Annotated in this window: 27 protein-coding genes, 1 tRNA gene and 1 pseudogene; 6 read left to right on the plus strand and 23 right to left on the minus strand. The window is 65.2% G+C overall.

Annotation, left to right across the window (positions count from 1 at the left end; genetic code table 11):
• Position 1 precedes the first annotated feature (1 nt).
• From ACWENQ_RS08515 to ACWENQ_RS08525, 3 genes are all read right to left on the minus strand, one after another.
• Positions 2-211 (minus strand): BldC family transcriptional regulator, encoded by a 210-nt coding sequence (locus tag ACWENQ_RS08515; RefSeq protein WP_452413342.1) that lies wholly within the window; start codon positions 209-211, stop codon positions 2-4.
• An 81-nt stretch (positions 212-292) separates the two neighbouring features.
• Positions 293-595: a hypothetical protein gene (locus tag ACWENQ_RS08520; RefSeq protein ID WP_452413344.1), complete on the minus strand. Its 303-nt coding sequence runs from the start codon at positions 593-595 to the stop codon at positions 293-295.
• Positions 595-804, minus strand: coding sequence for a helix-turn-helix domain-containing protein (locus ACWENQ_RS08525; protein WP_452413346.1), 210 nt, complete (start codon positions 802-804; stop codon positions 595-597). The genes ACWENQ_RS08520 and ACWENQ_RS08525 overlap by 1 nt, the downstream gene beginning before the upstream one ends.
• Before the next feature lie 175 nt (positions 805-979).
• Here ACWENQ_RS08525 and ACWENQ_RS08530 point away from each other — a divergent pair, with 175 nt between their 5' ends.
• Entirely contained in the window at positions 980-1453 is a 474-nt protein-coding gene (locus ACWENQ_RS08530; protein ID WP_452413348.1) for a hypothetical protein, read from the plus strand.
• Positions 1454-1486: 33 nt separating this feature from the next.
• Here the strand turns inward: ACWENQ_RS08530 and ACWENQ_RS08535 are convergent, their stop codons facing one another.
• Both ACWENQ_RS08535 and ACWENQ_RS08540 read right to left on the minus strand, forming a co-directional pair.
• A complete protein-coding gene (locus ACWENQ_RS08535) occupies positions 1487-1852 on the minus strand; it encodes a hypothetical protein (protein WP_452413349.1) in 366 nt (121 codons plus the stop codon).
• A gap of 862 nt (positions 1853-2714) precedes the next feature.
• The gene (locus tag ACWENQ_RS08540) at positions 2715-3743 is read right to left on the minus strand and encodes a tyrosine-type recombinase/integrase (RefSeq protein WP_452413350.1); all 1029 of its coding nucleotides are present in this window, start codon (positions 3741-3743) and stop codon (positions 2715-2717) included.
• Positions 3744-3932: 189 nt separating this feature from the next.
• On the opposite strand from ACWENQ_RS08540, the gene ACWENQ_RS08545 reads away from it, so the two are divergent.
• Positions 3933-4005: transfer RNA gene (locus ACWENQ_RS08545), tRNA-Arg, on the plus strand.
• Positions 4006-4122: 117 nt separating this feature from the next.
• On the opposite strand, the gene ACWENQ_RS08550 is transcribed toward ACWENQ_RS08545, so the two are convergent.
• From ACWENQ_RS08550 to ACWENQ_RS08585, 8 genes are all read right to left on the minus strand, one after another.
• The gene (locus ACWENQ_RS08550; protein WP_452413351.1) at positions 4123-5340 is read right to left on the minus strand and encodes a tyrosine-type recombinase/integrase; all 1218 of its coding nucleotides are present in this window, start codon (positions 5338-5340) and stop codon (positions 4123-4125) included.
• On the minus strand, positions 5337-5522 hold the full coding sequence (locus ACWENQ_RS08555; RefSeq protein WP_452413352.1) for a helix-turn-helix domain-containing protein: 186 nt from the start codon (positions 5520-5522) through the stop codon (positions 5337-5339). Before ACWENQ_RS08555 ends, ACWENQ_RS08550 begins: the two co-directional genes overlap by 4 nt.
• Positions 5519-6871, minus strand: a complete 1353-nt coding sequence (locus ACWENQ_RS08560) for a replication initiator (protein ID WP_452413353.1) — start codon at positions 6869-6871, stop codon at positions 5519-5521. The genes ACWENQ_RS08555 and ACWENQ_RS08560 overlap by 4 nt, the downstream gene beginning before the upstream one ends.
• Before the next feature lie 205 nt (positions 6872-7076).
• The gene (locus ACWENQ_RS08565; RefSeq protein WP_452413355.1) at positions 7077-7238 is read right to left on the minus strand and encodes a hypothetical protein; all 162 of its coding nucleotides are present in this window, start codon (positions 7236-7238) and stop codon (positions 7077-7079) included.
• A 14-nt stretch (positions 7239-7252) separates the two neighbouring features.
• Complete coding sequence (locus ACWENQ_RS08570) at positions 7253-7579, minus strand: hypothetical protein (RefSeq protein WP_452413357.1); 327 nt, start codon at positions 7577-7579, stop codon at positions 7253-7255.
• 17 nt (positions 7580-7596) lie between these two features.
• Positions 7597-8217, minus strand: a complete 621-nt coding sequence (locus tag ACWENQ_RS08575) for a DUF2637 domain-containing protein (protein WP_452413359.1) — start codon at positions 8215-8217, stop codon at positions 7597-7599.
• A 22-nt stretch (positions 8218-8239) separates the two neighbouring features.
• On the minus strand, positions 8240-9559 hold the full coding sequence (locus tag ACWENQ_RS08580) for an FtsK/SpoIIIE domain-containing protein (protein ID WP_452413361.1): 1320 nt from the start codon (positions 9557-9559) through the stop codon (positions 8240-8242).
• Complete coding sequence (locus tag ACWENQ_RS08585; RefSeq protein ID WP_452413363.1) at positions 9552-9881, minus strand: SCO3933 family regulatory protein; 330 nt, start codon at positions 9879-9881, stop codon at positions 9552-9554. Before ACWENQ_RS08585 ends, ACWENQ_RS08580 begins: the two co-directional genes overlap by 8 nt.
• A 100-nt stretch (positions 9882-9981) precedes the next feature.
• On the opposite strand from ACWENQ_RS08585, the gene ACWENQ_RS08590 reads away from it, so the two are divergent.
• A complete protein-coding gene (locus tag ACWENQ_RS08590; RefSeq protein WP_452413365.1) occupies positions 9982-10347 on the plus strand; it encodes a GntR family transcriptional regulator in 366 nt (121 codons plus the stop codon).
• On the opposite strand, the gene ACWENQ_RS08595 is transcribed toward ACWENQ_RS08590, so the two are convergent.
• Both ACWENQ_RS08595 and ACWENQ_RS08600 read right to left on the minus strand, forming a co-directional pair.
• Positions 10307-10483, minus strand: a complete 177-nt coding sequence (locus tag ACWENQ_RS08595; RefSeq protein WP_452413367.1) for a hypothetical protein — start codon at positions 10481-10483, stop codon at positions 10307-10309. The genes ACWENQ_RS08590 and ACWENQ_RS08595 overlap by 41 nt on opposite strands.
• Positions 10480-10677, minus strand: a complete 198-nt coding sequence (locus tag ACWENQ_RS08600; protein WP_452413369.1) for a hypothetical protein — start codon at positions 10675-10677, stop codon at positions 10480-10482. Before ACWENQ_RS08600 ends, ACWENQ_RS08595 begins: the two co-directional genes overlap by 4 nt.
• A 150-nt stretch (positions 10678-10827) precedes the next feature.
• On the opposite strand from ACWENQ_RS08600, the gene ACWENQ_RS08605 reads away from it, so the two are divergent.
• Positions 10828-11568, plus strand: a complete 741-nt coding sequence (locus ACWENQ_RS08605; protein ID WP_452413371.1) for an XRE family transcriptional regulator — start codon at positions 10828-10830, stop codon at positions 11566-11568.
• A gap of 2 nt (positions 11569-11570) precedes the next feature.
• Positions 11571-12047, plus strand: a complete 477-nt coding sequence (locus ACWENQ_RS08610; RefSeq protein WP_452413373.1) for an NUDIX hydrolase — start codon at positions 11571-11573, stop codon at positions 12045-12047.
• Here ACWENQ_RS08610 and ACWENQ_RS08615 read toward each other — a convergent pair.
• From ACWENQ_RS08615 to ACWENQ_RS08630, 4 genes are all read right to left on the minus strand, one after another.
• Complete coding sequence (locus ACWENQ_RS08615; protein ID WP_452413375.1) at positions 12011-12700, minus strand: DUF6000 family protein; 690 nt, start codon at positions 12698-12700, stop codon at positions 12011-12013. The two genes, ACWENQ_RS08610 and ACWENQ_RS08615, sit on opposite strands and share 37 nt — an antisense overlap.
• 7 nt (positions 12701-12707) lie before the next feature.
• On the minus strand, positions 12708-13289 hold the full coding sequence (locus ACWENQ_RS08620; protein ID WP_452413377.1) for an HD domain-containing protein: 582 nt from the start codon (positions 13287-13289) through the stop codon (positions 12708-12710).
• A 72-nt stretch (positions 13290-13361) separates the two neighbouring features.
• A complete protein-coding gene (locus tag ACWENQ_RS08625; protein WP_452413379.1) occupies positions 13362-13811 on the minus strand; it encodes a GntR family transcriptional regulator in 450 nt (149 codons plus the stop codon).
• Positions 13812-13821: 10 nt separating this feature from the next.
• Positions 13822-14202 (minus strand): hypothetical protein, encoded by a 381-nt coding sequence (locus tag ACWENQ_RS08630; RefSeq protein ID WP_452413381.1) that lies wholly within the window; start codon positions 14200-14202, stop codon positions 13822-13824.
• 109 nt (positions 14203-14311) lie between these two features.
• Between ACWENQ_RS08630 and ACWENQ_RS08635 the strand changes: the two genes are divergently transcribed.
• A complete protein-coding gene (locus ACWENQ_RS08635; protein ID WP_452413383.1) occupies positions 14312-15067 on the plus strand; it encodes an XRE family transcriptional regulator in 756 nt (251 codons plus the stop codon).
• Between the two features lie 345 nt (positions 15068-15412).
• Here the strand turns inward: ACWENQ_RS08635 and ACWENQ_RS08640 are convergent, their stop codons facing one another.
• From ACWENQ_RS08640 to ACWENQ_RS08655, 4 genes and pseudogenes are all read right to left on the minus strand, one after another.
• Positions 15413-16867 (minus strand): AAA family ATPase, encoded by a 1455-nt coding sequence (locus tag ACWENQ_RS08640; RefSeq protein WP_452413385.1) that lies wholly within the window; start codon positions 16865-16867, stop codon positions 15413-15415.
• A gap of 858 nt (positions 16868-17725) precedes the next feature.
• The gene (locus ACWENQ_RS08645; protein WP_452413386.1) at positions 17726-19126 is read right to left on the minus strand and encodes a hypothetical protein; all 1401 of its coding nucleotides are present in this window, start codon (positions 19124-19126) and stop codon (positions 17726-17728) included.
• 124 nt (positions 19127-19250) lie between these two features.
• Positions 19251-19673 (minus strand): annotated as a pseudogene (locus ACWENQ_RS08650) (transposase family protein); the annotation flags it as partial.
• A gap of 23 nt (positions 19674-19696) precedes the next feature.
• Positions 19697-21295 (minus strand): restriction endonuclease, encoded by a 1599-nt coding sequence (locus tag ACWENQ_RS08655; protein ID WP_452413387.1) that lies wholly within the window; start codon positions 21293-21295, stop codon positions 19697-19699.
• Positions 21296-21372 lie beyond the last annotated feature (77 nt).

A 21372-nucleotide genomic window follows, 5' to 3' on the forward strand; every position in this document is an offset into this window, starting at 1 on the left:
CCTACTCCGCGGAGGTGTTGACGGGGACGCCGGCCAGGAGGGCGCGGACCTCGGTCTCGCGGTAGCGGCGGTGGCCGCCGATGGTGCGGATCGAGGAGAGCTTCCCGGCCTTCGCCCAGCGGGTGACGGTCTTCGGGTCGACGCGGAACATGGCGGCGACCTCGGACGGGGTCAACAGGGACTCGTGCTCGAACTTGGTAGCGTTGGACATGGTGTCCTACCTCTCGTGACGTGGGGTTTTGTGGATGCTGGGCCCGTCACCCGCTGCAATCGAGTGGCGGGCCGTCCAGCGTCAGGCCGACTCGGCGAGCTGCCTGAGCGCCGCCTCGCGGGCGGCCTTGTTGCGGGCCCGCGACGCGGCGGACTTGAGCGCCCGCCGGCGCATCTCCGCCGACCTCGCGTTGACGGCCGCGGCGGGGATGTCGGCCTCCGAGACGACACCCTCAGCACGCAGCCGGTCCTCCCAGTACTCGAGCGAGACCGGGGAGGCGATGGTCGCGGCCTGCGTGCGCTCGCGCCTGTCCGGGGTCCGCGCCCATGAGGCGTGAACCGCGAGCTTGGCGATCGCCGACCGTCGCTCCGGACTGGCCGCCATCAGCCGGCCTGCTTCATGGCCTGGAGACGCACCTGCACCGGCTCCTCGTCCAGCGCCCACGTGCCCTGCTTGCAGGTCTCGGGGGAGCCGCACGGGGTGCCACATGCGTGCTTCTTCGTGCCGGTCAGCGTGCCGGAGTTGAGCATGCGGAGGACCGTGGAGCGGCCGATGCCGAGCCGTTCCTGGACCTCCTCGACGGTCAGTGTCATGGAGCCTCACTGGATGTTGCGTTGTGGAGCATTGCGAAGCTGACGATACACAGAGACGTCTAGTGACGCAATACGAAGCATTGAGGAGCATGGGGCGGCAACGTAATGCAACGGGAAGTAAGGGTGACCAAACTATGTCTCGCCCGATTTGAAGCACCGTGATTCAATACGGTGCATGAGCAGCGAGGGACAGCACGACCGCACCCCCGGCCGGCCCCTATGGCTCGCCGCAGAACGCGCCCGAGGCGCTAAAGACCTGTCCAAGGTCGACTGGGTGAAGAGAATCGGGATCGGCCGCGTCAGCTACGACCGGCTCGCCACCCAGGCCAACCCGCCCATCCTGCGAACCGTCAAGAAGATCGCGAACGCGATCGGCATGGAATTCGAAGATGCCATGCGGCTGGCCGGCCACGGCCAGGAAGCCGACAGCATCGTCGAGACGACGCTCACCCGCATCATCTACACCGCGCCCACCGGCCCCATCCGCCTGGAGCTCCGCGGCTTCGACCACGACGCGGCCGAACGCCAGATCTCCATACTGCGCGCGGCTGCGGAGGCGGCCAACCTCACCCTCGGGGAAACCCTCATCATCACCGGCCTGGCCGAACCGGAAGACCTCGCGCTGACGCGCGAGCCCCTCAAACGGTAGGGGAGGCCGCCCCCGAGCGGCCCCCCGGCAACGTCACGCGGCCCAGTCGTGGCCCTTCACCTGCGGCATGGCCGCGTTCAGCCGCGCCATGAGCAGCTTCGCGTGCTCGGTGATCTCGTGATCCCGTCGGCACGCCTTGCCCACCTCGGCCACTGCTTCGTGCAGCTCGTCGGCGGCCTGCGCCACGGCGGCGTTGAGTTCTTCCGCGACCTGGGTGACCGCGGCCCGGATGTCTGCCGAGGCCTGCGCGGCGATCGTGTGAGCATCGGCGATGGCGCGGTCGGTCGAAGCCTTGATGACCATGAGGCCGATCACGGTGAGACTGGCACTCGCTACCAGGAACGATCCGACGAGGAGGGTCAGGTGGAGGCGGTCGCTGCCGTACTCGGTCAGCGCCAAGGTGATCGTCGCCGCCCACAGCAGAGCGGTTGCTGTGCTGCCAATGACGACGGTGCGGACGATGGACGGATGTGCCATTTAGGGTTTTCCTTCCCCCAGTGACCCGTTGGCGCAGACAAGGGCCCTTTGCCGTAGTTTCCAGGCGACGGCGAAGGTTCACTCTACGTGTGCGATGTGTGAGAAAGAAGGGGCGTTCTGCAACGTTTTCTGCGCCGGTTCATGCATACCGACGTTGAGATGTAGACAGGTAGCTGTCTGTAACGGATCGCCCTTATTTGTGCCCGCAGATGTCACGAAATGCCGCAATGGCCGGAATTTGCGCTGGTGAATGGAGGTAGGGGAACCTATCCACCACGGATAGGTCCCGTACATCTACCTTCGCCAAGGAAGGCCCTGCTTCGACCTCTCGCCACCGAGGTCGAAGCCACAGGCGCCCGCACGGCGGGAGCCGTCGCCTGGATGCAACTTCCCGCCGTGCGGTGCTCACGGGGTTTGCTGTCGCCTAGCGTGAGGCTCCACTCGCGAATCGTAGTTAATCGCTCGCGCTAGGTCACGTCTCCGGTGAAAGATCTTCACATTTGGTGGTAAAAAGTTCAACCCTGATTCGGGTGCGTGACACATGCGCGGAACTGTCATCGCGAGGAAAACGCCGGACTACCAGCGGAAACGCGCCCGGCGACGATCATGCGATGACGGATGACAGATTTTCTCCCATTCCCCTCCCACGTACGTATACGCGCCCGCATGCGCGCGCACGCGTAAGAGGGGAACGATGGGAAAACTGTCATCCGTCATCGGGGAATGTCGGGCGAGAGTGTTTTCGCAGATCAGGCCACGAATTCAAGCGATGACAGATCCGTCATCATCCGAGCCGATCCGCCGGCGAGAACCTCGCGTGCACCTCCCGGGCCCGCTCGTCGGCCAGGTCGTCGGTGTAGTGCTCGACCATGTCGGAGGTCTTCCAGCCGAGGATCCGCTGGACCGCATCCTTGCTCGCGCCCGCGCGCAGCAGCTGGTGCGCGGCCGTGCCCCGATATCGGTGTGGGGTCACCTTGTCGTCGATCCCCGCGAACTCTCCGCGCCGCGCCAGCATGTCCCTGAGGCCCTCGGGAGTCATGTGAGAGGTGTTGCGGCCTTGGATGCCGAGCCACAGCCACGGGCTCGTGAGGGCCTTGCTGTGGGCGCTCCTGGCGCGGATGTAGCGGTCGAGCGCCGCGGCCGCCTTCGAGCCGAGCGGGAGCCAGTGCTCGTCACCGCCCTTCAACCGGATGCGCAGCCGCCGGCCTTTCAAGTCGACGTCGTGAGTCTCTGGATCCCGGGGCGTGTAGCGGACGCCCATGATGCCGCTCGCTCGAGGCCCAGCGTCGTACAGGAGCGTCAGGAGTGCGGTGTCGCGGCGGTCCTCGAAGGTGTTGCCCCGCGCGGTGGCGAGGATCTTCCGCTGCTCGTCCTCGGTGATGTACTTCTTCGTCTTCCGCGCGACTTGGGGGCGGTCGCCCTTCAGGACGGGACTGGCGGTGGTGCGTTCGGGCCCGCCGTCTTCGGAGCAGAGCCAGCCCCAGAAGACGCGCAGGTTGCGGAAGTGGCAGTCCGCGGACGCCGGCGAGGTGCGGAGCCGCTCGTGGACGAGGAAGGCGCGGACGTGCTCGGCCTGGACGCCCTCGGCGTCGCCCGGCATGTCGTGCTCGGCGAGGTAGGCGATGAACGCCTTTACCGAGTCGGTGTAGCTCCTGAGGGTTTTCGTGGAGAGGTTCTTGGATTCGAGGCTCAACGTCCACGATTCTAGGCAGGCGGGGAGCGCGGCGCCGCGTGGGATGGGGATTGCGCGGCTGGCCGCGCTGGTTCGTCGCCGGGGGCGGGAGCGGTCGAGGGGAATGACGTTGTCGGCCACTGTCAGACCTTCCAGCTATGGAGCTACGGCGGCTTTAGAATTCCGCACTGCTTCGCGGTGCTTCATTCTGCTCCATTCGCCTGCGGTGGGGCAACCGGCGACCCGCGATTAGAACGGCTAAATGCACCGTACGAGTCTGGTAGTCTTCTACCTGTCGCCCGGACCCGCAGGTCAGGCGGTATGCAGCGAGCGGCCGTAGCTCAATGGATAGAGCATCTGACTACGGATCAGAAGGTTAGGGGTTCGAGTCCTCTCGGCCGCGCTCACTCGAAAGGCCCGCTACCAGGGACAACCTGGTAGCGGGCCTTCGTGTTTGTCAGGACAATCTCGGGATCTTGCTAACACCGCTGCTAACAGCGTGGCTCCCGGGTGGCTCCCGCTACTCGCCGATGGCTTGAGCGAAGACGTCTGCCGCTGAGGCTTCGGCCGTGCGGATCACGTGTGCGTAGACGCGCAGCGTGATGGACGGGTCAGCGTGGCCGAGGCGGGCCGCGACGACGTGGACGGGCACGCCTGCCAGGAGGAGCGTGGTCGCGTGAATGTGTCGGAGATCGTGCAGCCGGGCATGCGGTAGCGGGGTTTTCGGGTGCATTTCGTTGTAGCGCTTGACCAGCGTTGGGAAGAGCGAGCTGACGGTGTCCGGGTGGATCGGTTCGCCCCAGCCTGTCGTGAAAACGTAGTCGCCGCCTCCCCGCCATTCCGGGCCGACCTTGAGCTTGTCGGCGGCCTGCATCTTGTGTTGGTTGCGGAGGACGTGGATCGTGCCGTCGTCGATGCTGACGATGCGCTTCCTGCCGCTCTTGGTGGTCCCCTCGATGCGCTTGCCTCCGATGAACGACGCCGAACCCCTGATGACGAGCTGCTTGTCGTCGAGGTCCACGTCGGACCAGCGGAGGTGGAGAAGTTCGCCACGTCGGGCACCTGTGTAGGCCGCGACGTGGAAGAAGGCCCAGAGCCGGTGATCCCGGGCGCCCTGGAGGAACGCCTTGAGCTGGTCCGCGGTCCAGACGGTTCCCGGCTCACTGACCTCGCGGCGCGGGCGCTTGGCCTTCTCGACCGGGCTGGAGGAGAGCAACTCGTCGACGTCCACCGCGTCGCGGAAGGCCTTGCGGAGGACGGCATGGACATAGTCGACCGTCCGGGAGGAGAGAGGCCGGCCGTTCTTGCCGCCGCCGGCCATGAGATCCCGGTACAGCTTCGTGATCGTGGACGGGCGTACGGCTTGCAGTCGCAGGCTCCCGATGTGGGGCTTGATGTATCGGTCGAGGATGTGCCGGTAGTCCGCGAGCGTCTTGGGCTTGATCTCGACGGCGTGAGCCTCGATCCACTCGTCCAGGTACTCGCCGATGGCGATCGTGTTGCGGTCGACGTACTCGCCGCGCCGAGCTTTGATCCGCGCTTCGTCCCGGGCGGCTTTCGCGTCGTCCTCGGTTGCGAACCCGCCCACCCAGCGGGGTCGGCTCTCGCCGGTCTCCGGGTCCTTGACCCGGATGACATAAGACCAGGTGGTTCCGCGCTTCACTACGCCGTCACGTAGCTTGGGCGTCTTCTTCTTTCGGGCCGGTTCGTCTGCGCTTTCTACGATGGTCTTGGTCACGCTGCGTCCTCCTTCGCGGTGAGGTGGGTGATGTAGTCGTTGAGGGCGGAGACAGGAATGCGGCGTGAGCCATCGATACGCAGCGAGGAGATCGCGCCGGAGGCGAGCAGTTGATAGAGCTTGCTGCGCGAGATGGCCAGCGCTTCGGCAGCCTCGGGGACGGTGAGGAGGAGCCGGGTCATGGGCGACTCCTTCCGCCGGTCAACGCGGCGGCGAGGAGTTGATCTCCTGCGGAGTGGCCCTTGCCCGTGTAGGTCCATTCGCTGATCACGAGGACGGTGTCCTCGTCGAAGAGCGGCAGGCGTCCGGTGGTGATTTCGTGGTCGCGGGCGTGGTCTTCGCGGGCGGCGCGGAGGTCGCCGAGGGTGGGGCCGTAGTGGCGGGATCGGGTGGAGAAGTGGCCGCGGAAGCCGAGCATGTGCGCCCACTGGGTGAGCCGGAGGTCGGCCAGGCCCTCGATGGCGCCCAGGCGTAGGCATTCGGCGATCAGGCGTTTGGCGTGGTCACGGAGGTTGAAGGCGTCGAGGTTGTCGAGTGGGTTGATGCGGCGGTCGAGGGTGCCGACGCACTCGGCCGCCTTGGTGGCGTATTTGGCGATGTAGCCCGCGACGGCTTGTTCGGTGAGGTCGCCGTCGAGAGTGATGGGACGGACGTCGAGTTGGGCGCCCCACTTGAACAGGCGGACCGGTTGGTCGTCGACGGCGGGAACGAGGGCGCTGACGACGCGGGTGGCGTGCCGTACGGCTTGCTCCAGGGTTTCGGCGGTGGCCCAGGACGGCGGTGGTGTGGTGGGGCCGTCGGGACCGTCGAGGCGGATGACGGCGTGGAAGTGGACGACGCCGCGGCGCTGGTATTCGGCGACCTTGGCGAAGGAGACAGTCAGGTGGTCGCGCAGTTCGCGCAGGGCCAGGCCGCCGAGCTTGGCCAGGTGCCGGCGGAGGGAGTCGGCCAGGCGCTTCCACAACAGCGGGGCCAGGGCGTTGAACAGGACCGAACCGGTGTAGTCGTAGCAGTCCGGGCACAGCGGTTCGCCGAGACGTGGGTCGTGGGGGCCGTGTTTGGCTGTGCAGGACATGACGGTGCCGTGTGGGCAGGTCGGGGCGTTGCGGCGGGCGTGGCAGGTTCCGCTGTCCCGGCGGGTGTGGACGGGGCCGAAGGACGGGGCGGTGAGGGTGACGAAGAGCGTGGGGTGGTCGGTGACGGTCTCGGGGACACCCTTGCCGCCGATGAGGCCGGCGCGGATGAGGTGGTAGGTGTCGGCGCGATAGATCTCGGCGCAGGCGGGGCAGCGGGAGGCGCGGCGGGTCTTGCACGGCAGGCGCAGGACGCCGTCGGGTTCGTGGCGGGTGGTGTAGCGGTGCAGGAGTCGGCCAGTTGTGGCGTCGTAGTGGTCGACCTTGCCACGAAGGTGGATCGGCTGGCGGCATCCGCCGGTGGCGCGGATCTGGGCGGCCCACCGGTCGTAGTCGGGCGCGTTGAGTCGGGTGATCAGGCCCGTGATCGCATGCGGATGGGTGTGGCTTGCGGGCAAGATGGAGACCTCCTTTCACTCGTTCGGGTGGAGGGATGGCCCCCGACCTGGCAGGTGTCTTGGCGGATGTACGGCCAGGCCGGGGGCGCCGCGCGTTAGGCGCCGTGGTTGTCGACGCCGGTGCCGTGGCAGTCGGCGCAGGACTCGCTGTCGCTGTCGAGGCCGGTTCCGTTGCAGGTGCAGCAGCGGTAGCGCGTCATGGGGGTCACCTCCCTTCGCGGGGTGTGGTGTTGACGTAGACCCGCCAGTGGTGCGGCTTGGCGCGGTCGGGGTAGGCGCGGGAGACGCCGGAGACGGTGAAGTTCAGGCGCAACCGGAACAGGGCGTCGATGATCTCGGCACGGGTGCCGTCGAGGCGGATTCGCATGATCGTTCCCCCTGTCAGGTGATCGCGATGTTGTCGCGGTAGCTGTTGGTGGCCTCGTGGCGGGCGCGGGCGTCGGCCAGGACGGCGAGTGCCTCGTAGCGGACGGGGCCGAAGCTCAGCGCCGCCTTGTAGTGGCCGAAGAGCAGATCCTCGGGGTCGATCTCGGTGCCGAGGAGCGCGGCAACGCGGTCGATGTCGGCCCGCATCGCCGCGTCGTCGGCCGTGGCCGGGAAGTACTGCACGCTGATGCTGTGCCGAGGCAGCGGGATGTCCGGATTGGCCTCGAAGTAGGCGGCGAGGTCACGCAGCCCGTTGATCACAGTGGTTCGGCGGTCGGTCATCGGTGTTCTCCCTTCGGTCAGGCGGTTCGCAGGGTGTGGAGCAGGTCGGAGGCGAGTTGGTTGGAGACGCCCAGGCGGGCGCGGAGGGCGTCGCGGGTGATGGGTTTGCCGTGCCGGGCGTGGTGTTCGTCGGCGACGCGGCGGGCGTAGTCGAGTAGTGCGGGCGCGGGGCCGGCCTCCGGCTCGTCCTGCTGGTCGTCCTCGGTCTCTGGGAGGGGCGCGAGTTCGTGGACGGCGGCCGGGGACGGCTCGGGACGGGCGGCGGTCCGGCGCTCCAGCATGGAGACGGCGATCAGGAACGCGGCGGCCGGGGTGGCGGCGGTGATCCAGCCCCAGACGCTCGGGTTGGCCTGGGCCAGGTTGGCGGCCAGGGACAGGACGACGCCGCCGGACAGGACGAGGACGGGCCAGGTGATCCGGCCCCGCCGTACCCTGCCGGTCGTCTTGTCACGCTGGCGTTCGCGGGCGGCCATGACGCAGGTGAGGTCGATGCAGACGGCCACCGCCCAGGACATCCAGCCCGTTTGGCCGTGGTCGGCGGCGGTGTCGCGGATGTGGGTGAACGATCCGGCACCCGCGATGACGGCCAGGACGATGACCGGGCCGGTGTCGAGCAGTCGGCAGGCGAAGCGTCGCATCGTCGCACCCCCTTTCCTGGGTTCAGGCGTTGACGGCTTGCGGAAGGTGGGCGGTGATCTCGTCCCAGGACGGGGCGAGGTGGGCGTGGGTGCGGGCGGCGTGTTCGGCGGCCTGCTCGCTGACGTGGAAGGAGCGAGCCCGGTACCACTGGCCGTCCTGGGAGGCGACGATGGCGACGCCCGGTGTCTCGGCGGCGATGGCGCGGGCGGAGACGAGCGCGGCCGGGTCGAGGTCGCCGAGGGTCATGGTGGCGGTTTCGGGGTCGTTGACGCGGTGGCAGATGCGGCCGGAGCACTGGGCGCGCAGGGCGGTGACGCCGGGGCCGAGGTCGGAGCCGATCCGCTGGCCGCAGCAGAACAGGTAGATGCCGAAGGCGCGCCCGAGCTGAGCGACCCGCAGGAGCGCGGTGGAGGTGCGGGCGACCTCGTCTTTCTCGCTCTTGTCGGCCATCAGGTACAGCTCGGCGAGCTCGTCGACCAGGACCACGACGGGAACCGGGCGGACGCCGGGCGGCAGTTGCCAGATGTTGCGGGCGCCGGCCTGACGGCACAGGCCCATCCGGTCGACCATCAGCGCGACGAGGTCGTCCAGGAGCGTGAGCGACTCGGCGCGGGAGGTGGCCAGCGCTGACAGTCGTGGGCTGTACGGGGTGAACTCGACGCCGCCCTTGAGGTCGAAGCCGACCAACGCCACCGGTTGCGGGGACAGGCCGACGATCAGGGCGTTGGCGAGGTTCGACTTGCCGGACTGGGTCGCGCCCGCGTTGAGCCAGTGCGGGACGGTGCGGAAGTCGACTACCCATGGCTTGCCGGTCTCCAGCCGTCCCACGGTGACCTTGAGCAGTTCGGGCGAGGGCGGCAGGTGGTCGACCTTGACCAGCGGGTCCCGCATGGTCGCCATGAGCACGACGCGGCCGGGCCGGGGCGAGGAGACGCGGACCGCGTGGACGCCCCAGGAGTGGGCGAGGCGTTCGGCGGCGTCGGCGAAGTCGCCAGGGATCTGCCCCTCCAGCGTCCACAGCGTGACGCGCCAGCCGTAGCGGGTGGGCAGCGGCAGCCACATGAACGGCTTGGTGTCGACGGCGACGCGTTGAAAGCGGCGCCGTACCTTGACCAGGCCGGTGGAGGCGACCGCGCCGGGGGTGAGGGTGAACCACCAGCGTTGCCGCTTCTTGGTCAGCCCGCAGCCCAGCGCGACCCGCCGCCAGGACGCCCGAACGGAGATGGCGATCAGCGGGAAGCCGACCGCGAGCCAGAAGGACGGGTAGTGGTAGCGGCGCCAGGCCCACAGCCCGGCCGCCGTGGCGGCCAGGACTGCGAGGATGACGGGCAGGTCACGCATGGGCGGACTCCCGAGCGGGGAGCAGGGCCGAGGCGCGGTAGGCGATGCCCCACCGTCCGGCGATCTCCCAGACGTAGCCGAGCAGGCCGACGACGTTGACCTGGTCGCCGGTCGTGATGGGCGGTTCGCCGGTGGTGCCGATCTTCACGAGTTCGATGCGGCCGAACTCGTCCTCCACCGAGACGGTGACTTCGAAGACGGTGTTGCCGTTCTTGTCGGTCTTGATCTCTCCGGTGTCGCGGTTGAGGACGCGCGGCTGCGGGGCCTTGACGCAGGTGATGGCGAGCTTGGTGGTGTCCACCGGGATGGGAACGGAACGCATAGGTGCTGACCTCCTTGTTTGTCTTAGCCAACATAGTCAACCTAGTTTCCTCAGTTGTCAACGTTGGCGTAGGTGGCTTGGTGTGGTGAGATGAAGGGTGATGGTCCAGAACACCGGGCGGCCCGGCTACCTCCAGATCGCGGACGATCTGCGCGCGCAGATCCGCAGCGGTGTTCTCGCGCCCGGAACCCCGTTGCCGTCGACGACCCAGCTCGCCGAGCAGTACGACGCGTCGTTGTCGCTGGTGAAGATGGCCGTCGGGGTGCTGCGCACCGAGGGCCTGGTCGTCGGCCAGCAGGGCAAGGGCGTGTTCGTCCGCGACACCGACGCCCCCGCTTCTGGGGATCTCGCCGGCGAGGTCGCGGACCTGCGCTCCGCCGTACAGGAGCTGTCGGTACGGCTGGCAAAGGTGGAGGAGCAGCTGGCTACGTCCACGACACGCCCTTCTCGGCGTGGAAGCCGGTGACCCGGCGAGCGAAGGCGCTCTTCGGCGCGTGACCGAGGCTCATGGCCTTGTCGTCGCGGTGGATGCTGACGACGATCGTCACGAAGCCAGTCAGTACGGCGAGGCCGAGGAGTGCGGTGATGGCGAGCACGATCATGACCACACCACCCCGGCCTTGAAGCTCTTGCGCGGGCCGCGCGGAGGCCGGCGGGTCTGACGACGACGCGAACGCTTGCCCGCTTGCTTCTTCGCCCAGCGGTCGCGAGCCACGCACTTGAGGCAGCGGGTCTGCCCCTCGTTCGGAGCCGCGCCGCATTCACACGCAGGGGCCGGATAGATCTCGTTTGTCATGTGATCACCTCTCCTTTCGCGCTGACGGATCTTGCTTGTGATCCGAGAATGCGACGGAGTGCGAGGACGCGATCACTACAGGACGGGACATGTTCAGGACGTCCGGCTTACGATGTCGAGGTCCCCGGACGTCCTCCCGGAGCAGGTGAGATGGCGAACGAACGGCTACGCGCGGCGCTGCTGGAACGTGGAGTGAGCATCGCGGATCTGGCGGATGCGATTCGGGTCGATCCGAAAACGGTCGAGCGGTGGATCACCAAGGGGCGCGAGCCGTACCGGAAACACCGATATGCGGTGGCTTCCTACCTGGGCACGGACGAGACCTACCTGTGGCCGGAGGCCCTCACCCGAGATCAGGTGGCATCGGCCTCCGAAAGCGAGGTCGTGCGCGTCTACCCGCACCGCTGGGCCGTACCGCGGGACGCGTGGGGACGTCTGTTCGCCGAGGCTTCCCAGGACATCGGCATCCTCGTCTACAGCGGACTCTTCCTCGCCGACGACGCGGGCATCGTGCGCATGCTCGGCGAGAAGGCCGGCGCCGGTGTCAGGGTCCGCATCCTGCTCGGCGACCCCGACTCCGACGAGGTCGCGCAGCGCGGCGCGGACGAAGGCATCGACGACGGCATGGCGGCCAAGATCCGGAACGTCCTCGTGCTCTACCGGCCCTTGCGCGGGCGGGAGAACGTCGAGATCCGGCTCCACCGGACCGTGCTGTACAACTCGATCTACCGCGCCGACGACCAGTTCCTCGTCAACACCCACGTCTACGGCACGCCCGCCGGCAACGCCCCGGTGTTCCACCTGCGCCGGGTGCACGGCGGCGACATGGTCAACACCTACCTCGACAGCTTCGAGCGGGTGTGGGCAGGGGCCGTCCCGGTAGGCTCCTGAGCATGGGCCGCCGCATCGACTTCTACGACGATCCTGACGCGCCCAAGCCGAACAGCCTCGTCCCGTCGGTGAACGTCGTGGTCACCAACGAGGCCGGGGACGTCCTGATGATCCGGCGCTCCGACAACGACAACTGGGCGGTCCCTGGCGGGGCCATCGACCTGGGCGAGTCGATCCCGGCGGCAGCCGTACGGGAGACCGTCGAGGAGACGGGCATCCTGTGTGAGATCACCGGCCTGGTCGGTACCTACAGCGACCCTCGCCACGTGATCCTCTACACCTCCAACGGCGAAGCCCGGCAGGAGTTCTCGCTCGTCCTCACCGCGCGAGCGGTCAGCGGGGAGCCGACGCCGAGTGACGAGTCGCGCGAAGTTCGGTGGGTGCCCCGCGGTGAGGTGGCTGCCCTGAAGATGGATCGGTCGATGAGGATGCGGATCGAACGCTATCTCTCCGGGGCGTCGTCGCCGTACATCGGCTGAGCCCATCGCTCCATGAAGAGTCGCCGGCGCGGCAACCACTTCTTCACCGTGCCGGTCATGCAACTCTCGGCAAAGGCGCACAGCTCGTCCATGTACGCCTTCTCCTCAGCAGGATCGACCTCTCGCACCGCCGAGCTCTCCCACAGGCCCCCTGGGGCAAGGAATCGAGCGGCGTGGCTTGTTCCGTGGCGCTCATCGAGGTGGAGGAGAGCCCCCATCGCGTCGTCCTGGTCGTAACGACAGTCCAGCTGAGGAAGGTACCGATCCAGGTAGGCGACCAGGAGCGCGGCGTCCTGTTCTTCGGCGAACCTGGCGAGCGCGAAGCAGTACGCCCCACCCGCGTAGACCATCTCGCTCTCCAACAGCAGCGATCCCAGCCGTTCCCGGAACCGCGTCCGCCGGTCGAGACCGATCAGCCAGGCGGCGGTCATCCGGGACCGCCATTCGAAGGCCAGCAGCCTGTCAAGGTCATCATCGGTGATGTGCCGCGCATGTCTGGCCAGGGACCGCCCGAACCGGATCAGCTTCCGGTCAGGCAAGTTCATGAAGGAGCCCATGAGATGCAGGTACCGCGGGTACTCGCCTGTCTTCACGCCGACATATCGTCGGACGACGGCTATCCGCTTGAGCTCGGACAGGGGCGGTAACCACATGAGGTGATCATGCCGGGATCGTTCGGTCCGGCACACCCCCCGCCTCCACCGCAAGGGCCGCCTCCACCGCCTTGACCGCGGCCAGAATGGAGGGCGTCGAGGTCGCGATCGAGCGAGAGACGAGATGCTCGGGACCGTAGCGCGTGTGGATCTCGGCCAGGCGCTCGGTGACCTCCAGGTGCCGGCCGTCCGGGCCGGTGGTCATGTCGCAGTAGGTCAGCGCCTCCACCAGCTCGGGACGTTCCTCGTCGAACTCTGAGGTGAGAGCGTCGTACAGGTTCCGGTTGAGCGCCTCGTTGACCGCGCAGGAGTGATGCGCCACCAGACGGCAGAGAGTGTCGTCGGCCTTGACGACATCGCGCAGGTAGCGCGCCCCGTCGAGCGGGTGAAACCCGGTGTCGACCAGGTCGGGCGCGTATCCGATGTCATGCAGGTAGGCGGCGGCGATCAGCGTGTCGGCCTCGTCGCCGAGGATGGGCACCAGGGACGCAGCTCTGCCCGCGACCCCTTGCGTGTGCGCCCAACGCCGGGGCAGTGTCGGCTCCAGCAGGCGTTGGGCCAGGTCACGGGCCCATTCAGCTTGTCCCACAGCGTTCACGATAGCCAGCGGGCACGGGGGCCGATCCAGAGGCGAAGCCTGGACGTCCCAGGACGTCTCGGCTCAGCGCCGCACGAACCGGCCCCGCCCATGCTCGGCGATCACCAGACCCTCGCGTTCCAGCACGGCGAATGCCTGCCGCACGGTGTTGCGCGAGGCGTCGTAGCGCTGCCGTAACTCGCTCTCACTCGGTACGGCCGCGCCCGGCGCGAGGGCGCCTGTGGTGATCTGGTCGCGCAGATCGGCAGCGATCGCTTGATAGCGGTACGGCGCTGCCTGGGCGCCTGACACGACGCGTCCCTTGGAGGGGATGGTCACGATCAGGCCCTCGTCCTCCAGGACCGCCAGGCCGCGCCGGGCCGTGTTGCGGGCGACGCCGAACTCGGCGCACAACTCCGCCTCAGACGGCAGCGCGCTCCCTGCCGGGTACTCACCCGCCACGATGCGCTCCCGGAGCCGGTCGGCGATCTGGATGTAGACCCGCCCACCGGTGAGCCATCGCGATTGCCTCATGGTCACTGGGTCAGGAGCGGTAAGCGTTGACGATCTGGCTGACGTCGACGCTGATTTCCCGCTGCTCGCCGTCGTTCCAGCCGTTGGCGACGACTTCCGCCAGGCGCTCGACGGCGGCGAGCAGGCGCAGGCACGTCACCCGCTCGTCCTGCTGGTCACCCCAGTAGAACCAGCAGAACGCCAGGTGCACGAAGACCCGTCGGGTTCGGAACCGGCTGTCGACGACGTCCAGGCCGGGCCGGCCGTCTTCGGCGATGATGAGGACCGCGGGGATCGTCCGGGCACGCAGTTCGTCTCGCAGGGCGGTCAGGAGTCGCTCTTGGTAGGCGAGTTGCTGGGGCCGGGTGTTCACCATCAGGGCTGTCCCTTCGACGTGGTGCGGCTTGTCCATCGAGGGTCTCCGGAGGACAGGAACCTCTACACCGCAACTCTGGGACGTCTAGGGACGTCTCGTGTTAGCGTCCCTGGCAAAGAGCGGTTTTGCTTGAGGGGCGGACCGAATGAACCACCACCTGCGTTACGCGCTCGCCAACGCCAGGCTCCACCCGACCGACCTCGCTGCGCGCCTGGCGGTGGACCCCAAGACCGTTGAGCGGTGGCTGCAAGGCCGCGTTCCGTATCCACGACACCGGTGGGCCGTGGCCGACGTCCTCCAGGTCGACGAGGCCGACCTTTGGCCCGAGGTGGCCGGCTACCGCCGAACGATCGCCAGCGAGGTCCAGGCGGTGTACCCGCACCGCCACGCCGTACCGCAGGCAGTGTGGCGACAGCACTTCGCCAACGCGGCCAGAGAGATCGACATCCTGACCTACAGCGGACTGTTCCTCGCCGAGGACACCGCCATCATGCTCGCGATCGCTCAGCAAGCCCGCTCAGGAGTGAAAGTGCGGGTGCTCCTCGGCGACCCTGACAGCCCAGAGGTGGCAACCCGCGGAGCGGACGAGCACATCGGGCCCGACGTCATGGCCGCCCGGATCCGAAACGCCCTGACGCTCTACCAACCCCTACGTGACGTTCCCGGCGTCGAGATCCGCCTACACAACACGATCCTCTACAACTCCATCTACCGCGCCGACGATCAGCTCTTCGTCAACACCCACGCCTACGGCATCCCAGCCGCCCAGGCTCCCGTCACCCACCTCCGAACTGGGGAGGAGAACGGGCCCGCAGGCATCTACCTGAGCAGCTTCGAACGCGTATGGGCCAACGCCAGGCCGTATCAGAGCAAGATCGACACGCTCAACAAGCACGCCTGAAAGCAACTTATCTACACGTCATCAAGGCCGCCCGCCTGTGGCGGTCGGCGGCGCGTCTGGGCGCCAGCTGGCCGCGCTGCGGCTCTCCGGCCGGTCGCGGCCAGCGCGCCCACGCGCCCCAACTACCACAGGAAACGTCTTTGGCCGATCGAGACACACCACGGGGTACGCCAACATGACGACGCAAAGCCACAGCCCGCGGCGGTCTGATTACGCCTTTCGCGAGGCCCTTCGGCCCCGTAGGGATTCTCTTGCTCCGGTTGAGCCCAGTGGGGTGGCTGGGTAGAACCTGATCACCTTGCACACCGTCGATCGTTGATCCCTGTGCATGATGCATACTTCGGATCATTCACCACGCAGGAATATCTCGATGCTTCTGGACAGCTCTTCCGCCTCGCGCATATTAGCCGGACTGGAATGCCAGATACTAAATGCAGAGCGTAGACAGTGCTGCCAGTCCTGTCCTGTGCGATTAGACAGCAAGTTCAGCCACCGATGATGCTCCAGACCTGCGAGCTCGGCAAGGTAGATATCAATCGAAGCTTCGGAGCAATTCAGCCGCTCCGCAAGTTCCTCTGGATATTGAGCCGCATATTCCAGTACAACCTTCTCGGGCGGAGCGTTTCCCGGAAGGAAAAAGATCCCAGTAGATGGTGCCAGCGTGGCTTTGTTGCCTCTCTGATCTCCGTCCAGGACAGCGGCGGACCGAACTCGGCGCGACGTAGAGAGCCCAGAAGCGGTAGTTATAGCGTCACGCCAGGAACCGACCTTCAGGATTTCCGTTTCACTCAGGGTTGGAAATCTGTGGGCGATAAGAATCATCCTCAATATGGCTTCGGCTACAATATCTTCAACAACGATAAAGTAATTGAGTGGGCTCTCCACGCCAAGAACATCACGTAAATCCGAAACGCGGCTCGGGGTAAGCAGGGATGCGCTCTTCCCTCTGCGAACGCAGATCCTGATCCAGTCTTGTGGAACTCGATTGATAAAAGCGGGCGAATGGGTGGTCGTGATCACTTGTACATTGGCTGCCCTCGCCAAGCGAGCTAGCTCATCCAGAAGAGCCGCGTGACCTCGGGGCGCGATATTTGCTTCGGGTTCGTCGAGAAGGATCACAGTCCTCTCGTAGGGGTATCGAACTTCCCAGCGCAACTTATGGATGACCAGTTCCCCGTAACTCATCGAGGAGGAGTCGAGCCATGCATCGCCAACCCGAGCTCTCACGTAGGGAAATATTGGCGCGCCGTCTTCTATATGGGAAGGAACATAAATCACTTCGTCATATGGCATGCCAAGTATCTCTCGAAGGGCATCCAAATCCTTTCGAGTCTGAACGACCTCTGCTCCCGCTTGCTCGATATTGCCCAGTTTGAAGTTATGGTGATCAAAAAATTCCGGAAAGAGCGCGGAGTCGAACGGGGTGAAGAGGAATGGATAGCATCGCTTAAACCTGCCACCAGAAATGACCACCTGGGACTTAGCGGTGTCGGCCAGGCTTAGGTTCTGCTGTAGGACATAGTGCGTCTCCCCATCTCGAATCGTGAGCTCTATATGGCCGCCTAGGTAGCCAGCCTGGTCACGTCTCCAACTGCGACGCCCAACGAAGGGTGGATTGTCGGGGTGCGTGCTTTCTCTTTCCAAGCACTCTGCGATGTAATGAAGGAGAGTAGATTTCCCCGACCCATGGGCTCCGCACACTACCGTGAACGGTTCAACCCGTATGCTTTGGCCAGCGAAGGCTGCATCATCCGCAAATTTCACGCTGGTTAATTGCGTCGTAGGTTTAAAGTCCTTCATGGCGTTCCATAGTTTTAGCTTTGACTGCGACAAACCAGGCATGTTACTCCCCTATGAGAGCAGAGCTGTGTTCTGTCTTCGGAGTGAGCAGATTTCAAAGCCTAGAGGGCCAATAGGCTGCTTCGCCAGGTACTTCCGCATGTCTCCTCTGCGGTCCAATTACCGGAGGTTCCCCTGGCTGCCATCTATCCCTGTCTGAACAGGGCCCGGAGTACGTGAACAGGGTGGGTGTCCGGCCTCAAGGGTAGACAGTCGGGCTGCCGCGCCGCTTCCGGTGCTCGGGCCTGGCGGCCCTGCGCTCCGGGTCGGCTTGCCACCGGATACGCGGGTTGCTGTGGTCTGCTGTACAGCAGGGAAGTACAGCAACGCCGACTTACGCAGCCTGATCGTCTCGTACGGCGTCACACGGTTGAGCAGCCGCGTCGGCCTTCGACCACGTCCTACGCGTCACTGTGTGGGTCTGGGGAGCTTAGTCACGCAAGTAGCCACGCAGAGGCCCTCGCGATCATGCGAGGGGCCTCTGACTTGGAGCCGCCTTGGGGATTCGAACCCCAGACCCTTCATTACGTCCTAAGATCCAGTGCTCGGATGCGTTCCTATGGATCGGAGCTGATCTGCTTCGTCGACTTGCCCTGTCATGGCCGTGCTGCCTGCTCGTTCTGATGTCATCGCGACACCGGTCGACCACGGCGAAGTCGGTCGGATGTCCTCTGCGGTGGCGGTGAACTCTCTTGCGCTATCGGGGCAGAGCGTCTGCGGCGCATAGCCGTGTCGGGGTCGTCACGGCGCCGTGACGATGCGCTTTGACCGCACCATCGGCCGGTGTGCACTGAATCCGCATCGATCTACACCAACGCATCATGGGCGTAGCGTTGAGGAACTGGCGATCAAGACCTTCTGTGCGAGCAGATGCACAAGATCTATGTCTGGGCCCAGATAGTCCGCCTCCTCGGAAAATGGAAGCAGCATTTCCGAATAGCGTGCGCCTGCATCGTCCTTTGAGTGGACGATTCGACAGCGCAAATCATAGATGCGATCGGCCACTTGATCGCGTAGGTCGACCTTATTCTTCTCATCTAGATTAATTAAGGTCACATCGCTTATGTACTTGCTTTCGAAATGATCGAGGCGTTTGGGGTCCTCATTGAAAAACTCGCGAAGCTGGTCAACGGTGACACATGCTCGGATGGTAGCCTTTAACTGCTCGCGCTCTTTTCCGTATCCTTGGCTGAATTGGCTGGCGAGGGTTATTAGCTTTGCCACATGCCGATCATCTTCTCTTTTGAAGCGCGGATCGCGTAGCTCGTTTCTTACGCGTTCTAGTGCCTCGCGGTGAGAATATGTTGGGAAGTGGTATTCGAGCACTTGATAGAAGGCTAGAAATTCCAGTAGAGGCATCCCGTATGCGGATCGCGCATACCAGTAAAGACTGAGGGGTCTTTCTAGATATTGGTTCTCTGGGGTGCATGGTGTTTCATTGGACGGGATCGCGCGTCGCCTTCGTCCATGTAGGTGAGCAGTCAGGCGTGCTCGTCGTATGTTTAGGGATATACCGTACTTCAAGTCAAGCTCGAAGAATATGGCGCCAGCCACCCGACTCAGGATGTCACAAGCCTCATCGTGGCGAGAGGTTGGCAGCCCGTCTATTTTCAACGTTGCCCTTTGCCCGCCCAGGCTGTCTCCTACGATGGCAAATCGAGGACTAGCACTACCTATTGACAATCCATATGGAACGTTGCTGGACCCAGTGAATGAGAGGGTCCATTCGGCCTCGGCTTCAGGTCTAGTGCGCCCCTCGGAATAGCCGCGCTTATTGAAGATCGGCTGGTCTGGCTCTGCATCGAGCTCGAGTTCTACCTGTGGCGACAACTTCTTTTGCACTTTGACGCCAGGTAGTTCAAGGAGGGCAGGGGATGTGCGACCTAGTCGCCCCAAGGGGTAGACGGACGCTTCGATGGTACCTTCGTCGGCAAAGTAGTAGGCATCTAGATCGCCAAGGGCTTTTAGGTCGCGAAGGTTAAAGCTTGCCCACGAGCGCGCCTGCTGTGAGGAAATGTAGCGCCATCTCTTCTGTCGGCCGTTTGCAAGGCCAATTCTCAACGAAACGGAATTGATATCGAAGACTCGCCACTCGTACGGGATGCCTAGCTCCTGGCACCTTGCCTCAACGAGCAGGCGAGGATCGTCCGGGGAGAGTCGGGACCGGACTTGCTCGACAGTAGGCTTGAGACTGTCCCCCGGCGTATCACTCTTACTCACGAAGAGACCATATACGTCACGAGTAACCGTGTCATGCCTTTGCAGGGACTAGGAATCGAATCCCACATCGGCTCCAACGCAAAGGCCCCTCGCGTGATCACGAGGGGCCTAGGGTGAGCGCTTTTCATCCTGCTTCGCGGAGTTGCAAGACGAGGATGGCTTTGACGAGCTTACCTGCAAGAAGTGGGCAGCAGCGTAGCTTGCGGAGGATGCGCCAGGTTTTCAGCTGCGCATTCGCGCGTTCCCCCGGTCCACGGAGCCTGGCGTGGGAGGAGTTCGCGCTTTTCTGTGAGGCTGGCTTGCTCTTCCCCTTGTACGGCACGCGCACGGGCTCACCAGCGCCGACGTAACCCTTGTCGGCCAGGGTGATCAGTCCGGCGGTCCTCAGCCGGCGCACGATGCCCCAGATCCGCGCTGCCTTCAGGTCGTGCACCGAGCCTGGCAGGGAGCCGGAGGTCCACAGTGGAGTGCCGTCCGGGGCGGCCAGGACCTGGATGTTCATGCCGTGTTTCTTGTGCTTGCCGGAGTAGTACGGCCGGTCGGCAGCCTCGTGCGGGCAGGTTCAGCAGGCTAAACAGCTGGGCCAGGTCGGCCGGTATGCCGGTTGTCGGACGCCTTGGCGTTGCGCGGCGGTGTGGTGCCCGGGATGACGTCGATGTTCAGGTGCCTCTTGATGAGGTGTTTGAGCTCGGCACCGTTGATCAACGTGATCCTGTTGCGCTGGGCGAATTGTTCGCTGGCTCGTCCGAACCACGACGTCGTGACCAATACGCCCGTGGTCGCGTTGTGATCGGCCATCACGCCCGTGAGCGCGTGGACCGCTTCCAGGCCGACGAGCCCTGCCCATCGTTTCGCCTGGATGAGGCAGACGCCGCCGAAGAACAGGTTGTTGCTCGTCGCCACGGCGTCCACGCCGCCGTCCTTCGATGGAATAGTAGTCCAGGCTTCGGCTCCCATCGCCACGAACAACTCCCGTACCAAGTGCTCGAACTCGGTGGGTGAGAGCTTGAGCAGGTTACGGCGTGAGTCCAGTCCAGACACGACGTCCATGTCCTCGGAGAACCGGAACCTTTTGAGGTCGAAGGTGATGAACGGTTCGACGGCTTCAAGATCGTACGGGTTCGGCGAGACGAGGGCGTTGAGCCGCTTCAGGCATGCCACCGGGTTCACCTCGACCAGCACGAGATCCTCGAACTCGCTCCGTTCGGCCTCCACACTCAGCAGATGTGGGCGTACCTTCTTGCCGGTCGCCTGGTCGACGGTGTTGACGCGGCCGTTGAACACCACCGCCTCGACGAGATCGCCCGGTGTGGAGGCGAAGATTTCGTGGAGCGTGCGGAGTGCCACGCAGGCCAGAAGCTTGGCGTACCGCTGCCTGACCTCGATCTGTGCTCGGGGCACCGGGTCGATGGCGTCCCTGGTCTTTACGTACTTGTACGCACGGACGGCCGGGATCACGCTCTGCGGCGGAAGCTCGAACTCGACGACGAGGTCACGATTCTCCGGGCGGTATGCAACCTGGAAGAGCTTGGGGAAGCCCTTGGGATACGCCGATCGTTCCAGGACCCTCGCGGTGAACCACTCCAGAGCTTCCGGCCGGCCCGCCTCGAAGTCGGCACGCATCCGGTTCAGGTGGGCGTTGGCTTCCGCGACCCTCTTCGAGTCGGCGGCGGCCTGACGATCATGAGCCGTACGTGCCGCATCGAGGTCGCGGAGCCGCTGCTCTTCGCGCTTCTGGTTGGCGGCCATGGCGCTGTCGAAGCGTCCGCGGGCATCGGCCAGTTCTCGCTGATAGCGGGCGTTGCCGCCGAAAAGCTTCCCGAAGCTGGATGGTGGAGCCGGTTCGTAAGCGGCCCAGTCGGGAGCCGGCGCGGCGGCGGCCAGGTGGCCCGGAGGCTCGAAGAGGCGCACCGCGCTGAAGACCTGCAGTTGATCGAAGGACAAGGGGCGTACCGGAAGTGCCACGAGCAGAACCCGGTCGAGTTCTTCGATGCATTGAGCCATCTCGGCGCTCTTCCGGTCTGCCTTGGCCTGCTGTTGTTCCAGCCGTCTGCGCTGGCGTTCGCGCTCCTGCTCCTTGGCGATCCTCGCCGCCTCGCGCGCCCGTCGTTCGGCTTCGCGGCGATGAGCTGCCTGCTGCCGCTCCCACTCGCTACGACCACCCGCCACCTGATCAAGCCTCCGTCCGTGTCGGGGACTGGCAGTCGCAGGCCGTGCCGTCGGAGAAGGCCTGCCGCCTACTGTGA

This window comes from Nonomuraea sp. NPDC004354, from assembly GCF_053602555.1.

Bases quoted from the DNA above. Each gene is read 5' to 3' on its own strand.
- ACWENQ_RS08570 (WP_452413357.1), bottom strand. From the start codon at position 7,579: ATGACCGACCGCCGAACCACTGTGATCAACGGGCTGCGTGACCTCGCC.
- ACWENQ_RS08590 (WP_452413365.1), top strand. From the start codon at position 9,982: ATGGTCCAGAACACCGGGCGGCCCGGCTACCTCCAGATCGCGGACGAT.
- ACWENQ_RS08605 (WP_452413371.1), top strand. From the start codon at position 10,828: ATGGCGAACGAACGGCTACGCGCGGCGCTGCTGGAACGTGGAGTGAGC.
- ACWENQ_RS08600 (WP_452413369.1), bottom strand. From the start codon at position 10,677: ATGACAAACGAGATCTATCCGGCCCCTGCGTGTGAATGCGGCGCGGCT.
- ACWENQ_RS08595 (WP_452413367.1), bottom strand. From the start codon at position 10,483: ATGATCGTGCTCGCCATCACCGCACTCCTCGGCCTCGCCGTACTGACT.
- ACWENQ_RS08635 (WP_452413383.1), top strand. From the start codon at position 14,312: ATGAACCACCACCTGCGTTACGCGCTCGCCAACGCCAGGCTCCACCCG.
- ACWENQ_RS08520 (WP_452413344.1), bottom strand. From the start codon at position 595: ATGGCGGCCAGTCCGGAGCGACGGTCGGCGATCGCCAAGCTCGCGGTT.
- ACWENQ_RS08615 (WP_452413375.1), bottom strand. From the start codon at position 12,700: ATGTGGTTACCGCCCCTGTCCGAGCTCAAGCGGATAGCCGTCGTCCGA.
- ACWENQ_RS08585 (WP_452413363.1), bottom strand. From the start codon at position 9,881: ATGCGTTCCGTTCCCATCCCGGTGGACACCACCAAGCTCGCCATCACC.
- ACWENQ_RS08580 (WP_452413361.1), bottom strand. From the start codon at position 9,559: ATGCGTGACCTGCCCGTCATCCTCGCAGTCCTGGCCGCCACGGCGGCC.
- ACWENQ_RS08630 (WP_452413381.1), bottom strand. From the start codon at position 14,202: ATGGACAAGCCGCACCACGTCGAAGGGACAGCCCTGATGGTGAACACC.
- ACWENQ_RS08525 (WP_452413346.1), bottom strand. From the start codon at position 804: ATGACACTGACCGTCGAGGAGGTCCAGGAACGGCTCGGCATCGGCCGC.
- ACWENQ_RS08625 (WP_452413379.1), bottom strand. From the start codon at position 13,811: ATGAGGCAATCGCGATGGCTCACCGGTGGGCGGGTCTACATCCAGATC.
- ACWENQ_RS08530 (WP_452413348.1), top strand. From the start codon at position 980: ATGAGCAGCGAGGGACAGCACGACCGCACCCCCGGCCGGCCCCTATGG.
- ACWENQ_RS08515 (WP_452413342.1), bottom strand. From the start codon at position 211: ATGTCCAACGCTACCAAGTTCGAGCACGAGTCCCTGTTGACCCCGTCC.
- ACWENQ_RS08640 (WP_452413385.1), bottom strand. From the start codon at position 16,867: ATGAAGGACTTTAAACCTACGACGCAATTAACCAGCGTGAAATTTGCG.
- ACWENQ_RS08575 (WP_452413359.1), bottom strand. From the start codon at position 8,217: ATGCGACGCTTCGCCTGCCGACTGCTCGACACCGGCCCGGTCATCGTC.
- ACWENQ_RS08610 (WP_452413373.1), top strand. From the start codon at position 11,571: ATGGGCCGCCGCATCGACTTCTACGACGATCCTGACGCGCCCAAGCCG.
- ACWENQ_RS08565 (WP_452413355.1), bottom strand. From the start codon at position 7,238: ATGCGAATCCGCCTCGACGGCACCCGTGCCGAGATCATCGACGCCCTG.
- ACWENQ_RS08555 (WP_452413352.1), bottom strand. From the start codon at position 5,522: ATGACCCGGCTCCTCCTCACCGTCCCCGAGGCTGCCGAAGCGCTGGCC.